Annotated in this window: 15 protein-coding genes and 1 tRNA gene; 6 read left to right on the top strand and 10 right to left on the bottom strand. The window is 72.2% G+C overall.

Annotated features, from left to right (window positions below; translation table 11 throughout):
• From A8711_RS16820 to A8711_RS16840, 5 genes are all read right to left on the bottom strand, one after another.
• Positions 1-1,244 (bottom strand): penicillin-binding transpeptidase domain-containing protein (locus A8711_RS16820; protein WP_069088771.1); only part of this gene is annotated, 1,244 nt, incomplete at its 3' end.
• A complete protein-coding gene (locus A8711_RS16825) occupies positions 1,241-2,731 on the bottom strand; it encodes an FtsW/RodA/SpoVE family cell cycle protein (protein ID WP_043327622.1) in 1,491 nt (496 codons plus the stop codon). The genes A8711_RS16820 and A8711_RS16825, both read right to left, overlap by 4 nt.
• A gap of 28 nt (positions 2,732-2,759) precedes the next feature.
• Positions 2,760-4,205, bottom strand: a complete 1,446-nt coding sequence (locus A8711_RS16830) for a PP2C family serine/threonine-protein phosphatase (RefSeq protein WP_069088772.1) — start codon at positions 4,203-4,205, stop codon at positions 2,760-2,762.
• On the bottom strand, positions 4,202-4,687 hold the full coding sequence (locus tag A8711_RS16835; protein WP_030500489.1) for an FHA domain-containing protein: 486 nt from the start codon (positions 4,685-4,687) through the stop codon (positions 4,202-4,204). The genes A8711_RS16830 and A8711_RS16835 overlap by 4 nt, the downstream gene beginning before the upstream one ends.
• A gap of 6 nt (positions 4,688-4,693) precedes the next feature.
• The gene (locus A8711_RS16840) at positions 4,694-5,482 is read right to left on the bottom strand and encodes a DUF3662 and FHA domain-containing protein (RefSeq protein WP_026267912.1); all 789 of its coding nucleotides are present in this window, start codon (positions 5,480-5,482) and stop codon (positions 4,694-4,696) included.
• Between the two features lie 209 nt (positions 5,483-5,691).
• Here A8711_RS16840 and A8711_RS16845 point away from each other — a divergent pair.
• The 4 genes from A8711_RS16845 to A8711_RS16860 all read left to right on the top strand — a co-directional run bounded on the left by A8711_RS16845 (position 5,692) and on the right by A8711_RS16860 (position 8,457).
• Positions 5,692-5,777: transfer RNA gene (locus A8711_RS16845), tRNA-Leu, on the top strand.
• A 71-nt stretch (positions 5,778-5,848) separates the two neighbouring features.
• On the top strand, positions 5,849-6,958 hold the full coding sequence (locus A8711_RS16850; protein ID WP_051611303.1) for an NAD-dependent epimerase/dehydratase family protein: 1,110 nt from the start codon (positions 5,849-5,851) through the stop codon (positions 6,956-6,958).
• Complete coding sequence (locus tag A8711_RS16855; RefSeq protein WP_069088773.1) at positions 6,955-7,761, top strand: WecB/TagA/CpsF family glycosyltransferase; 807 nt, start codon at positions 6,955-6,957, stop codon at positions 7,759-7,761. Before A8711_RS16850 ends, A8711_RS16855 begins: the two co-directional genes overlap by 4 nt.
• Before the next feature lie 93 nt (positions 7,762-7,854).
• Complete coding sequence (locus A8711_RS16860; RefSeq protein ID WP_069088774.1) at positions 7,855-8,457, top strand: hypothetical protein; 603 nt, start codon at positions 7,855-7,857, stop codon at positions 8,455-8,457.
• Here the strand turns inward: A8711_RS16860 and A8711_RS16865 are convergent.
• From A8711_RS16865 to A8711_RS16875, 3 genes are all read right to left on the bottom strand, one after another.
• Positions 8,425-8,823, bottom strand: coding sequence for a hypothetical protein (locus A8711_RS16865; protein WP_069088775.1), 399 nt, complete (start codon positions 8,821-8,823; stop codon positions 8,425-8,427). The genes A8711_RS16860 and A8711_RS16865 overlap by 33 nt on opposite strands.
• Positions 8,824-8,959: 136 nt before the next feature.
• Complete coding sequence (locus A8711_RS16870) at positions 8,960-9,181, bottom strand: DUF397 domain-containing protein (protein WP_043327627.1); 222 nt, start codon at positions 9,179-9,181, stop codon at positions 8,960-8,962.
• Positions 9,151-10,032 carry a helix-turn-helix transcriptional regulator gene (locus A8711_RS16875; RefSeq protein WP_043327628.1) on the bottom strand — a complete coding sequence of 294 codons (882 nt, stop codon included), beginning with the start codon at positions 10,030-10,032 and terminating at the stop codon, positions 9,151-9,153. Before A8711_RS16875 ends, A8711_RS16870 begins: the two co-directional genes overlap by 31 nt.
• A gap of 610 nt (positions 10,033-10,642) precedes the next feature.
• Here A8711_RS16875 and A8711_RS16880 point away from each other — a divergent pair.
• Both A8711_RS16880 and A8711_RS16885 read left to right on the top strand, forming a co-directional pair.
• Positions 10,643-10,930 carry a hypothetical protein gene (locus A8711_RS16880; protein ID WP_030500482.1) on the top strand — a complete coding sequence of 96 codons (288 nt, stop codon included), beginning with the start codon at positions 10,643-10,645 and terminating at the stop codon, positions 10,928-10,930.
• 97 nt (positions 10,931-11,027) lie between these two features.
• Positions 11,028-11,480 carry a hypothetical protein gene (locus A8711_RS16885; protein WP_104112595.1) on the top strand — a complete coding sequence of 151 codons (453 nt, stop codon included), beginning with the start codon at positions 11,028-11,030 and terminating at the stop codon, positions 11,478-11,480.
• A gap of 24 nt (positions 11,481-11,504) precedes the next feature.
• Here the strand turns inward: A8711_RS16885 and A8711_RS16890 are convergent, their stop codons facing one another.
• Positions 11,505-12,350 carry a PASTA domain-containing protein gene (locus A8711_RS16890; RefSeq protein WP_083297033.1) on the bottom strand — a complete coding sequence of 282 codons (846 nt, stop codon included), beginning with the start codon at positions 12,348-12,350 and terminating at the stop codon, positions 11,505-11,507.
• Positions 12,351-12,448: 98 nt separating this feature from the next.
• Positions 12,449-13,114 carry a PASTA domain-containing protein gene (locus tag A8711_RS16895; RefSeq protein ID WP_069088776.1) on the bottom strand — a complete coding sequence of 222 codons (666 nt, stop codon included), beginning with the start codon at positions 13,112-13,114 and terminating at the stop codon, positions 12,449-12,451.
• Positions 13,115-13,189 lie beyond the last annotated feature (75 nt).

Consider the following 13,189-nt stretch of genomic DNA (forward strand, 5'->3'; position numbering starts at 1 on the left):
ATGTCGCGCAGGTCGGCCGCGACCTGACCGCTGATCGGGCGGCGCAGCTCGCGCGGCTGGGCGGGGTCGTAGACGGTGGTGCGGTCCGGCCCGAGCAACTGCTTGACCAGGTACGGACGCATCTGCTTGCCGTCCTTGTTCGCCACCGCGGCCGCGATCAGCGCGCCCTGCAACGGCGTCATCCGCACGTTGTTCTGGCCGATCGACGACTGGGCGAGCGCCGCCGGGTCGGTGCTGCCGTCCGGGTTCTGCATGTCGCCGGTGCGGCTGGCCGCCACCGGGAGGCCACCCTCGCCGAGCTGGCCGACGGTGAGGTCGTCCTGCTCGAAGCCGAACTGCTTGGCCTTCTCCTTCACCTTGTCCGCGCCGAGCCGCACGCCGAGCTGGGCGAAGCCGGTGTTGCAGGACTCGGTGACCGCCTCGCGCAGCGTCACCTGCGACTCGGGGCAGATCGACGGCGCGGCGTTGCGGATCGGCTGTCCGGCGCCGGGCGCGGTGTAGCTGGAGCCGGCCGGGATGCGGGTCTGCTGGCCGACGCCGTTCTCCAGCGCGGCCGCCGCCATGATGATTTTGAAGGTGGAGCCGGGCGGCAGCGTCTCGGACAGCGCCCGGTTCGCCAGCGGCCGATCCTTGTCCTTCTCCAGCGTGTTGTACGCCCGGTCCGCCTCGGTGCTGTTGTGGCTGGCCAGCGGGTTCGGGTCGAAGCTCGGCATGGAGACCAGCGCCTGCACCGCGCCGGTACGCGGGTCGATCGCGATCGCCGCGCCCTTCGTCGCGCCCACCTGGTTGTCGTTCAGCTGCTTGTACGCCGTCTCCTGGGCCCGCTTCGACAGCGTCAGCACCACGTTCCCGCCACCGGTCTCGTCACCGGTGAACATGTCCTTGATCCGGTTGGCGATCAGCGCGTCGCTGGTGCCGGCGAGGAAGTCGTTCTCCACCCGCTCGATACCGCTCGCGCTGCCGTTGACCGGCTTCCAGCCGAGCACGTGCGCGTACATCTCGCCGCCCGGGTAGGTCCGCTGGTACTTCAGCTCACCGCCGGTCTCCTTGCTGAGCGCGTACGCGGTGCCGCCGACCTCGATGTTGCCGCGCTTGCGGTCGTACTCGGCGACCTGAACCCGGCCGTTGTAGTCGCTGTTGCGGTATTCGTCGGCCTTGTAGGCCTGGATCCAGTTCAGGTTCGCGAAGAGGAGCCCGAACAGGACCATCACGACCACGCCGACGCGGCGCAGAGGGGCGTTCACGGTCGGATCACCTCCGTCGGGGCGCCGTGCAACTGCTCGGGTGGACCACCGGACGGCCGGGCCGCCGGGCCGCCACCACCGGTCACCGGTCGGCGGGCACCGTCGGAGACGCGCAGCAGCACCGCGATCAGCAGCCAGTTCGCCATCAGCGAGGAGCCACCGGCGGACAGGAACGGGGTGGTCTGGCCGGTCAGCGGGATGAGCTTGCTGATGCCGCCGACGATGACGAAGACCTGCAGGCCCAGCGTGAACGCCAGGCCACCGGCGAGCAGCTTGCCGAACGAGTCCCGCACCGCCAGCGCGGCGCGCAGGCCCCGCTCCACGATCAGCAGGTAGATCACCAGCAGCGCGGAGAGACCGAACAGGCCGATCTCCTCACCGATGCCGGCGAAGATGAAGTCGGTCTGCACCTCGGGCAGCAGCGTCGGCTGGCCGCCACCCGGACCGGCCCCGAACAGACCGCCGGTGCCGAGCGTGAGCAGGCCCTGCACCAACTGGTAACCCCGGTCGTACGGCTCGGCGAACGGGTCGAGCCAGATCTGCGCCCGGTCGTAGAAGTTCGCGAACGGGCCGCCCACGGTGCTGCCCAGCACGTACGCCAGATAGGCGCCGCCGAAGAACAGGATCAGACCGATGAGCAGCCAGCTCACCCGCTCGGTGGCGATGTAGAGCGTCACCACGAACATGCCGAAGTAGAGCAGCGAGGTGCCCAGGTCCTTCTCGAAGATCAGGACCAGGAGGCTGACCAGCCACACCACCAGCACCGGGCCGAGGTCGCGCCCGCGCGGGAAGTCGATGCCGAGCACCCGCCGGCTGGCGAGCGAGAGCACCTCACGCTTGCGCACCAGGTAGTAGGCGAAGAACGTGAGCAGGGCCAGCTTGGCGAACTCGCCCGGCTGGATGGAGAACCCGCCGAACTTGATCCACAGCTTGGCGCCGTTGATCTCGGAGAAGCGGCTGGGCAGCACCGCCGGGATCATCACCAGCACGATGCCGGCCAGGCCCAGCGTGTACGCGTACCGGGACAGCGACCGGTGGTCGCGCAGGATCGCCAGCAGCCCGGCGGCAAGCACCACGGCGGCCAGCGTCCAGGCGAGCTGCCGGCCACCGGTGCCGGCGAAGATGGCCAGGTCCTCCCGCTCCGCGGGCGCGGCCTTGGCCAGGTCGTACCGGCGCAGGAAGCCCACGCCGATGCCGTTGAGCAGGGCCACCGCCGGCAGCAGCGCCGGATCGGCGTACGGCGCCAGCCAGCGGATCACCAGGTGCAGGCCGAGGAAGACCAGCCCCAGCGCGGCGGCCGGGATCCAGAAGTCGGACGTGATCGTGTCCAGCGCCTTCGCCTCGACCATCGCCGCGTACGCCGCCACGAGCACCATGGCGAGCAGGAGCAGGGACAGCTCGGCGTTACGCCGGGACCGGGCCAGGCGTACGCCGGACTGCTCGCCCGTCGAAGCGGGCGAGGCGGCCGGTACGGCGGCTGCGGTCACGGATACGTCCTCGGGATCGAGCCGGCACTCACTGCGGCGACCGGCAACCCGCCGGATCGGCCGGCGGAACGGTGTCGGAGGGAACGGCGTCGGGCGTGGTGGTGAACGTCGGCGTCGGCGCGTCGGGGGTGGGCGTCGACGCGCCCGCGGGCGGCGTGGACGGGAGCGGGCTGCCGCTCGGCGGGGGCAGCGGGTCGGTGGTGGCCACCGGCGTCGGACTGGTCACACCGGGCGTCGGGTCGGGCGGGCAGAGCGGCTTGAGGTTCGGGTTGCCCGGGTCGTCGCTGGTCAGCTCCGCCAGCCGGCGCTCGGCGTCCGGCTCGTTGCGGGCCTGGATGCCCTGCTTCACCCGCTCCTGGGCGGCCAGCGTCAGGTCGTCGAGCCGGGCGTCGCTGCGCTCGTGCACGTTCGACAGGTCCAGCCCGGCGACCTGGCCGGGCACGCCGCGGAAGACCGCGAGCTGGCCGTCGTCGGTGGCGCCGACGTAGTACTGCCGCTGGGTGTACGTCCAGCCGCCGAACACGCCGCCGCCGACGATGACCGCGAGCGCCAGCACCATCGCGACGGTGCGCAGCGGTCGGCGGCGCCGGCCGTCGGGCTCGTCGTCGCGGTTGTCCGCCGGCTCCTCGGGGACGGGTGGCCGGGGCGCGGACAGCGCCGAGGCGCGGGCCGCCGGGGTGGAGTCGTCGGCCGAGGTCGCCATGCCGCGGTCCCGGGCGGCGGCGCCGCCCACGATCGGGGACGCCTCGACGATGTCCTGGTCGGTGGCGTCGGCGATGATCACGGTGATGTTGTCCGGGCCGCCGCCGCGCAGCGCGAGCTGCACCAGGCGTTCCACGCACCGCTGCGGGTCGGGGTACTCCCGCATGGTGTCGGCGATGGTGTCCGCGCTGACCACGCCGGAGAGCCCGTCGGAGCAGATCAGGTAGCGGTCGCCGGGCAGCACCTGCCGGACGCTGTACTCCGGGTCGATGTCGCGGCCGTCGAGCGCCCGGGTGAGCAGCGAGCGCTGGGGGTGGCTGCTCGCCTCCTCCGCGCTGATCCGGCCCTCGTCGACGAGCATCTGGACGTACGTGTCGTCCTTGGTGATCTGCGCGAACTCACCGTTGCGCAGGAGATAGGCCCGCGAGTCACCGATGTGGACCATCCCGAGCTTGCTGCCGGAGAAGAGGGTCGCGGTGAGCGTGGTGCCCATCCCCTCCAGCTGCGGGTTGGCGTCCACGGTGTCGCGGAGCTGCTGGTTGGCGGTGCCCACGGCGGAGCGGAGCGCGTCGACCAGGGCGTCACCGGGGACGTCCTCGTCGAGCGGCGCCATGGCACCGATGACGATGTTGCTGGCGACGTCACCGGCGGCCATGCCGCCCATGCCGTCGGCCACGGCGAGCAGCCGCGGTCCGGCGTAGACGGAATCCTGATTGCCGTCTCGGATCAGACCGCGGTCGCTGTGGGCCGCGTAGCGCAGGGTCAGAGTCATGGCCGTAATTCGAGGGAAGTGCGGCCGATCCGGATCGGCACGCCGAGGGGGACGGGGGTTGGTCCGGTGACCTTAGCGCGATCGAGATAGGTGCCGTTAGTCGATCCGAGGTCCTCGACGTACCACTGCCCCTCACGGGGCACCAGCCGGGCGTGTCGCGCCGAGGCGTAGTCGTCGGTGATCACCAGCGTCGAGTCCTCCGCCCGGCCGATGGTGATCTGGGCCTCGCCGAGCGTGATCCGGGTGCCGGCCAGCTGGCCGGCGGTGACCACGAGCTGGTGGGCGGCCCGGCCGCGCTTGGCCTTCGCCGGCTTCCCCGCCTGCCCGGTCGACGCGCCGATCCCCCGCGGCGCGGCCACCAGGCGGCCCGACCGGGCGCCCGCGAACAGGTCCCGGCGGATCACACCGACGACCGTGAACACGAAGATCCACAGCAGGATGAGGAACCCGAACCGGGCGACGGTGATGACGAGCTCCGGCAACGGGGATCAGCCGTCCACGCGGAAGGTCAGCGTCGTGGTGCCGAGCTGGATCATGTCGCCGGGGTTGAGGGCGACCGCCGAGACGCGCTGGCCGTTGACCATCGTGCCGTTCGTGGAGCCCAGGTCGGTCAGCACGACCTGCCCGCCGTCGAAGTCCAGCCGGGCGTGGCGTCGCGAGATGCCGACGTCGGGCAGGCGCAGGTTGGCCTGGTCGCCGCGGCCGATCACGGTCGAGCCCATCTGGAGGGGGTAGGTGCGGCCGTCGCCGGAGACCAGGCGGACGTTGCGGCCACCGCCGTGACCGGGCGGAGGGCCGTAGCCGCCGCCCTGGTCGTACGCCGGGTACGCCGGGCCGGCGTCGTAGCCGCCGGGCGCGGAGACCGGGGCGACGTCCCCGCCGGTGTAGACCTCGGCGGTGACCCTGAACATGCCGGTGTCCAGGCCCTCACCGCGCTCGACCTCGACGATCACGTCGCCGTAGACCGTCCACGCCTGCTCGCCGATGAACTCGGCCTGCGACTGCGCCAGCTCCTGGGCCAGCGCGGCAGCGTACGGCGCCAGCCGACTGTGGTCGTAGGGCGAGAGATCGATCACGTAGCGGTTGGGCACAAGGGTGCGCCCACCGGCCAGGATCGCCTTGTGCGCCTCGGCCTCCCGCTGCATGGCGTTGAGGATCTCCACGGGGTGGACCACCCCTTTGAAGACCTTGGCGAAGGCCCCCTCGACCAGGCCTTCCAGACGCTTCTCGAAGCGTTGCAGCACGCTCACCGGCTCCTCCTCGGGTCCCGAGGCAATGATGGTATCCGGACACCGCCTCCGCAGCTCACACGCCGCTCGGCCGGCTGCCGTCGGCCCGTTCGTGACCAGGCCCGCGGACGTGCTAAAGTTTCGCCCGCCACGAGCGGTGATCGTTCGTGGCGTGGCCAGTGGACAGCGTAATATGTCCCGGCACCCGTCGCAGATGGCGGGCGCGGGATGCGATATGGTGTTCCGGGTCGTGCCACGGGGATGTGGCGGAATGGCAGACGCGCACGGTTCAGGTCCGTGTGTCCGAAAGGACGTGGGGGTTCAACTCCCCCCATCCCCACCAGAACAAGGGCTCCGCAGACAGCGGGGCCCTTGCTTCGTATCGGGGCGTTTCGGACGTCACGCTATGCTCCGATGGTTTCCCTGCCTCCCACGGACCAGGAGTGGCGTGTGACTGTCGCGTTGGTGACCGGTTCCGGCGGTCTGATCGGCTCCGAGGCGGCCCGGCACTTCGCCGGACTCGGTCTCGACGTGGTCGGCATCGACAACGACATGCGGCGGTACTTCTTCGGCGAGGACGGCTCGACCGCCTGGAGCCTGGACCGGCTCGCCGCCGACCTCGGCTCCGCGTACACCCACCACGCCGTGGACATCCGCGACCGGGACGGCCTGGAGCAGGTCTTCAAGCGGTACGGCAAGGACATCGCCGTGGTGATCCACAGCGCCGCCCAGCCGAGCCACGACTGGGCCGCCAAGGAGCCGTTCACCGACTTCGACGTGAACGCCGGCGGCACGCTCAACGTGCTGGAGTACACCCGGCGGCACGCGATCGACGCGCCGTTCATCCACTGCTCCACCAACAAGGTGTACGGCGACCGGCCCAACTCGCTGCCGCTGATCGAGCTGGAGACCCGCTACGAGCTGCCCGAGGACCACCGCTGGTACGACGGCATCACCGAGGACATGTCGATCGACGAGTCGCTGCACTCGATCTTCGGCGCCTCGAAGGTCGCCTCGGACGTGATGGTCCAGGAGTACGGCCGCTACTTCGACATGAAGACCGCCTGCTTCCGGGGCGGCACGCTGACCGGCCCGGCGCACTCCGCCGCCGAGCTGCACGGCTTCCTGGCGTACCTGATGCGCTGCGTGATGGAGGGCCGGACGTACAACCTCTTCGGCTACAAGGGGAAGATGGTCCGGGACGCGATCCACTCGCACGACGTGCTCACCGCGTTCGAGGCGTTCTTCCGCGAGCCGCGCTCGGCCCAGGTCTACAACCTCGGCGGCGGCCGGCACTCGAACACCTCGCACATCGAGGCGTTCCGGATCGCCCAGGAGATCACCGGCCGCGAGGCCCGGATCAACTACGTCGAGCAGGCCCGCACCGGCGACCACCAGTGGTACGTCAGCAGCATGGCCCGCTTCGAGGAGCACTACCCGTCCTGGAAGATCACGTACGACGTGCCGATGATCCTCCGCGAGATCTACGAGGCCAACGTCGACAAGTGGGTGCCGAAGGCATGAGCGCCGGGACCAAGCGCAACGTCCTCGGCGTCGGGGTCGACGCGACCGACTACGCCCGGGCCACCGAGGCCGTGGTCTCGGCCGCGCACGAACGCCGCCCACTGGCGCTCACCGCGCTCGCCGTGCACGGCGTGATGACCGGCGTACTCGACCCGGCGCACAACGCCCGGCTCAACTCGTTCGACGTGGTCACCCCGGACGGTCAGCCGGTGCGCTGGGCGCTCAACCTGCTGCACGGCGCCGGGCTCACCGACCGCGTCTACGGGCCGGAGCTGACCCTGCGGGTGCTCGCCCGGTTCGCCGAGGAGGGGCTGCCGGTCTACCTCTACGGCTCCACCGAGGAGACGCTGTCCCGGCTGGTCCCGGCGCTGGAGCGCAAGTTCCCCGCGCTGAAGATCGCCGGGGTCGAGCCGTCCAAGTTCCGCGCCGCCACCCCGGGCGAGGACGCCGAGATCGCCGACCGGATCCGGGCCAGCGGCGCCCGCCTCGTCCTGGTCGGGCTGGGCTGCCCGCGCCAGGAGGTCTTCGCGTACGCCATGCGCCCGCTGCTGGACATGCCGCTGATGGCTGTCGGCGCGGCGTTCGACTACCACGCCGGTCTGCTGCGCAACCCGCCACCGTGGATGCAGCGCGCCGGGCTGGAGTGGTTCTGGCGCCTCGGCCTGGAGCCCAAGCGCCTGTGGCGCCGGTACGTCATCCTCAACCCGGCCTACCTGGCCCGGCTCGCCGCCCAGAAGACCGGGCTGTGGAAGGCCACCCCGCCGGCGCCGGCCACCACCCGACCGGCCACTTTCGACGTCTGACCCGCCCCGACGACCCCTACGGGCCCGGATACGGGACGAACCGGGGTGCCGTCCCGGATTCGGCGAACGTCGAAACGGGCAAGGCTGAGGGGCATGGATGACCGTCTCGCCGTACTGCTTCCCGTCGCCGCCGTCTGGCTGGCCGCCGGACTGGTCGCGGAGGGCCTGCCCGGGCTCGACCGCGCCCGCGCGCTGCGCCGGCGTACCGGATGGTTGTCCGCCCTGGTGCTGACCGGCCTCGCGCTCACCGCGGCGGTCCTCGCCGCGGGCCTGCAGAGCGCCGGCGACACCGCTGTGGACCGGGCCGCCGCCGCGCTCGGCCTCGCGGCGGCGCCGGCGGCCGTGGTGGCGGTCTGCACGGTACGGCGGGTCCGGCGGCTGCGGTCCGGCGCGGGCGCGTTCGCGGCGGCGCCGGGAACGCCCGCCCCGCACGGGCTGCGCGCGGCCGCGGCGCATCCGCTGATCGCGCTGCCGTTGCAGGCGACGGCGATCGCGGCGCTGGTGGCGGTGCTGCCGGCGGCCGGAGTCGACCTGTTCGCCGCGCCGGGCGTCGCCGGCCCGGCGATCACCGTCGGGGTGCTCGGTGTGTGCGCGATCGGAGTACGCCACGCGCTGCGGCACAACCGGCTCGCCGAGCGGGCCATGCCGGCGGCCGAGCCGGTGTCAGCGCGACCGGCTCGCGCCCTGCACGTATAGCAGTTCCAGGATCGCGCGGGTCGCCTCGAACCAGCGGTCCAGCCAGCCGGGCGGAGGCACGCTGCCCTTCGGAGGCAGCTCCATCAGCAGACCGCGCAGCAGCGGGTGGTCCACCAGGGACTCCTGCTGCTCGACCGGCCAGCCGCTCGGCGGGAAGGACGGCTCGGTCAGCGGGTTGGGGTCCAGCGACGGCAGGGACAGCGGCGTCGCGGCCTGCTCGGGCACGCCACCCTCGCGGGCCTCCTCGCCGTCGCCGGAGACCACCTCGGTGAGGACGGTGTCCCGGCGGGCGCCGCGGTACTTGCCACCGAACCGCTCGGGCTTGCCCGGGCCGCTGGTGAGGTTCTCTGAACCGATCGTCGTCATCCGTCTCGCCTGCCTCGTTCGGTTGCCGATCCGTGCGGTTCAACGAGGCGGATCGAAACTGGCGACGGGTGCGGCGTCCGGACGCGAATGGTCCCGCCCGGCGACGCTGCCGGACGGGACCACGCTGCGGTGCCGGTCAGCTCCGGCCGAACGCGCCGCCCCGGGCGCGGGCGACGAAGGTCTGCCAGTCGTCCGGAGCGAAGATCAGGGCCGGGCCTGTCTTGTCCTTCGAGTCCCGGACCCCGACCGCCCCGGTCACGTACGCGACCTCCACGCAGTTGTCGCAGTTCGGCCCGCTCTTCGAGCTCTTGAACCACGTCGCCTGCGTCAGGTCCACGGGGAACTCCTTGGTCGCCATTTCCACAGTGGCTCCTCTGCCAGTTTCGCGATATGTGCGATGGATTCCTCCGGGCGTATGGCCGCTGCTCGAATGTGATCGAAGATGAAGCTGTACTTCTGCAGTTCGTCGCTCTTCTCCAGGAAGAGCCCACCCGTGGCGTTCTCCGCGTACACGACATCGGGATCACTCGGCTCGGGGAAGCTGAGGATCGTGAAGGTGCCGTCCATGCCCGCGTGCGCGCCCACCTCGAAGGGCAGGACCTGCACTGTCACGTTCGGCAGTTCAGCCACCTCCACCAGCCGCTTGAGCTGACCACGCATCACCGCGTCGCCGCCAACCGGCCTGCTCAGCACCGCCTCATCGAGCACCACCCACAGATCGACCGGATCGTCCTGCGTCAACAACGACTGACGGCCCAATCGGACACGCACCCGTTGGTCTACTTGTTCGGCGGTGAAGTCCGGCCGGGCCGCCCGGATCATCGCGCCGGCGTACTCCTCGGTCTCCAGCAGCCCCGGCACGACCTGCTGCTCGTACGCCCGGATGGAGCTGGCCGCGGCCTCCAGGCCGACGTACGCCCCGACCAGCACCGTGCTGTACGGATGCCACCAGCCCTTCTGCCGGGCCTCACGGGCGATCTGCACCAGCTCGTCGCTCTCCGCGCCGACGACTCCGTAGATACGGAGCATGTCGCGCACGTCGCGCGGCGTGGCGGTGGTGTGGCCGGTCTCGATCCGGGAGACCTTCGACGCCGAGCACTCCAACTGCTCGGCCACCGCTTCTATGGTGATGCCCGCGGCCTCGCGCTGCCGGCGGAGTTCCGCCCCCAGCCGGCGCCGCCGGATGGTGGGGCTGCGCCGTTCGGTCACGGCATCTCCTCGGCTCGCGACTGCGTCACAGTCACCCGGCTACCTCCGGTCGGTCGCGCCCCGATTCCGCACCCACCGCGGGCGCGACCGGCGGGCGGCGGGCGAGCGTTCGCGGCAGGGGTGGTGCCGGTCGTCGACCGGCCGCGACGGGCGAAACCGGCGTCCAGTGTGACGCCCCGATACCTGACGCTTCAAGTTTCCCGTTCACGTGTCCTCCTCACCTATCCGCAAAACACGACGTGCAACTTGCATGTCGCACGTCGCTGTAGCACTCTGTCCGTATGGCACGGGTTACTCACCGTCTTCGAACGATCTCCGGGCGTGGTGACACCGCGGTCCGTGGGACGGCCGGAGGGGAGCCGTCCCGCGCCGTGCGACCTGCCCCGGAATGAAGACCCCGTCGCTGCAAGCCAGCTTGGCTGCGGCGGCGGGAGCGGTAACCGGGAGCAGCCGGGTGATGGTCGGGTGGCGGTCCGCCACCGCGGGTACGGCCCGACCAGCACCGCCAAACGACCGCCGGTCCACGAGGCAGACCCCCGTCACCGGACCGCACCGACCTCGTTCAGCCTCGCCGGTCCCGACGACCGGCCGACCCTCCCCAGGAGCCCATGTGCTTCCCCGCTCCGGTGACGTACTGCACGTGACGCGCGCGGCGAGTGTCCAGTTCTTCCGACCGATCATGTTCCGGGTGATCCGGATTCTCGACTGGCCGACCTACGACGGTTGGCTCTGGCTCGACGGCTACGAGTTGAACGCGGCGGGGGACGCGGTCAACCGGCGGTCGATCTTCGTACTCGAAGAGGGGTTGCAGCAGGTCCACGCTGCGCCGGTTCCCCGGCAGCACACCGTCCGGACGGCCCGCCGCCCGGTGGTCCGGACTCCGGTCCGGGTGGGCTGACCTCACGATTCCCGGTCGGGAGGGCGTGCCGACGCCATAGAATCGGTACGCCCACCCCGGCATGTTCCACCCGCGCGCCACGGACCCTGAACCTGGGATGGTCATGGTCAATCTGCCCGCCGCGCGGCGGCACCACCGGTCCCGTGTCGGCTATGCCCTCGGGCTGTTCGCCTTCCTCGTCGTGGCCACCGCGCTCGCGCTCGTGGTGCGGCACCCCGCCTTCTCCGCCACCCAGCAGCTCGCCGAGCCGGTACCGGCCCCGGAGATCACCGTGGCCGGTGAGGACGGCCGAGCCGCATCCGGCGAGGACGCCCGGGCGGCGGCCGGCGAGGACGACGGCTGGTCTCCCACCGACCCGTCGCAGGACGAGGACGATCCGGAGGCCGACGCGCCGCCCGCGGGCACCGGAGGCGGCGAGGGCACGCTCGCCGAGCGGCCCACCGACCCCACCGACGACCTCAGCCGGTCGCTGTTCTACTCCGGCCTGCTCGGGCTCGCCATCTCCCTCGCCGGCCTCGGGCTGGTCGGCGCCCGCCGGCGTCAGTGGTGAACGTTCCGACGCCGGTCGTGGACGTCAGGGCGTGGTGGTGGTCGCCGGGGCGGAACCCGGCGAGCTCGGGCCGGCGGTCGGCGGCGCGGGTACGGCCACCACGATGGTGACCCGGTCGTCCTCGCCCACCGGGTAGCCGGCCTCCGGATCGGTCGAGATCACCGTGCCGGCCGGCCGGTCCGACGCCCGCCGCTGCACCCGGTAGTCCACGTCCAGCCGGTCGAGCGCCGCCCGGGCGGCGGCCTCCGGCAGCCCCACAAGCGGTGGCATCGGCACCTCGACCGCCTCGGTCGTGGGTAGCGTGCTCGGCGGGGAACTGCTCGGCGCGGCGCTCGTCGGGGCGGCACTGGTCTGCGCCGAGGTGCTCGGCACCGCCGACGGCACCGTGCCCGGATCCGGGTCCCGGTCGGCGGCACGCAGCGCCAGCCACACCCCCGCCCCGATCAAGCCCAGCAGGAGCAGCGCCAGGATGCCCAGCAGGATCGGCATCCACCAGCGGCGTCCGGCCTGCTCGTCGCCGTACCACTCGCCCCCGGGCTCGGGATAGCCGGCCGGTCGCGGCGGCGGCACCCCGGCCCGGCCGGACCAGGCGCCCACCGGCTCCTGCGGTGCGGTGGCGTCCAACGGACGCCGCGACGGCCCGCCGGGCAGCGGACGGGTTGCGTCACCGCCCGCGTCCGGCGGCATCGCCCGGGTCTCGTCGCTCCCGGCGGCATTGCGCGGCATGGCGCGGGTCGCGTCGACGTCCTCTCCGCCCGAGTCGCGCGGCATCGCGCGGGTGGCGTCGGCGTCCTCCCCAGCCGGATGCCGGGGCACGGCGCGGGTCTCGTCCGCGTCACCGGCGGGAGGATCCTGACGGTCGTCGCTCATGGCACGTCCTTTCCCCACCGGGACGGGGCGCACGGCCCTCGATCGTCCACCGTAACGGGCCACCGCCAGGTCGGCCGGGATCAGCGCGCCCGCGCCGGTCAGCCAGTCGGCGACGGGGTGGCGGACGGCGACTCGGACCGGGTGTCGCCGCAGGTCAGCACCACCTGGTCGTTCCACCGCGCCGGGCTGCCCGCGACCGGCTCCTGTGCCGTGACCGGGCCCTGGCGACCAGTGCCGTAGCGGGGATAGAGCCCGGCGTCCACCAGATCGTCAGCGGCGTCGGAGCAGGACAGCGCACCCACGTCGGGCACGCTGACCGCCGGAGCCGGTCCGGTCACGAACAGGGAGACGGTGACGCCGCGCTTCACCGGCGTACCCGGCGCCGGGGAGGCGCGCTCCACCGAGCGTCCGGCGCCGGTGCCGAAGACCAGTCGCCAGCCGAGCCGGCGGTCACGCAACTCCCGGCGGGCCTGCTCGAAGTCGACGCCGACCACCTCGGGCACGGTGAGCCCGGCGGGCGTGCTCGTCCGCGTACCGGTCGGGGCCGTGGTCGCGGGAGGCGTGGTGGCCGGCGCGGACGTCGAGGCGGTGACAACCGGCGTGGCCTCGCCGGAGGCGGCCGGACGGTCCGGGTCGCCGGCCAGGATCCAGCCGGCGCTGCCCCCGATCACCGCCAGCAGAACCACTGCCAGGCCACCCCCGAGGAACAGCCGGGCCCGTCCCGGGCCGGTGCCGTCGCCGTCCGGTCGCCGCTCGTCCGTCATGTCCCCCGCCCCCGCTCATCGACGACCGTATCCACCGCTGCCAAACGGTCACGGCGTGTCGCCACGACTCGCCGC

Source organism: Micromonospora sp. II, assembly GCF_001709195.1.
GTDB lineage: Bacteria > Actinomycetota > Actinomycetes > Mycobacteriales > Micromonosporaceae > Micromonospora > Micromonospora chalcea.

Excerpts from the sequence above, each read along its gene's own strand:
- A8711_RS16830 (WP_069088772.1), bottom strand. The coding sequence starts at position 4,205 with ATGACTCTGACCCTGCGCTACGCGGCCCACAGCGACCGCGGTCTGATC.
- A8711_RS16850 (WP_051611303.1), top strand. The coding sequence starts at position 5,849 with ATGGTTTCCCTGCCTCCCACGGACCAGGAGTGGCGTGTGACTGTCGCG.
- A8711_RS16855 (WP_069088773.1), top strand. The coding sequence starts at position 6,955 with ATGAGCGCCGGGACCAAGCGCAACGTCCTCGGCGTCGGGGTCGACGCG.
- A8711_RS16860 (WP_069088774.1), top strand. The coding sequence starts at position 7,855 with ATGGATGACCGTCTCGCCGTACTGCTTCCCGTCGCCGCCGTCTGGCTG.
- A8711_RS16865 (WP_069088775.1), bottom strand. The coding sequence starts at position 8,823 with ATGACGACGATCGGTTCAGAGAACCTCACCAGCGGCCCGGGCAAGCCC.
- A8711_RS16870 (WP_043327627.1), bottom strand. The coding sequence starts at position 9,181 with ATGGCGACCAAGGAGTTCCCCGTGGACCTGACGCAGGCGACGTGGTTC.
- A8711_RS16885 (WP_104112595.1), top strand. The coding sequence starts at position 11,028 with ATGGTCATGGTCAATCTGCCCGCCGCGCGGCGGCACCACCGGTCCCGT.
- A8711_RS16890 (WP_083297033.1), bottom strand. The coding sequence starts at position 12,350 with ATGAGCGACGACCGTCAGGATCCTCCCGCCGGTGACGCGGACGAGACC.
- A8711_RS16895 (WP_069088776.1), bottom strand. The coding sequence starts at position 13,114 with ATGACGGACGAGCGGCGACCGGACGGCGACGGCACCGGCCCGGGACGG.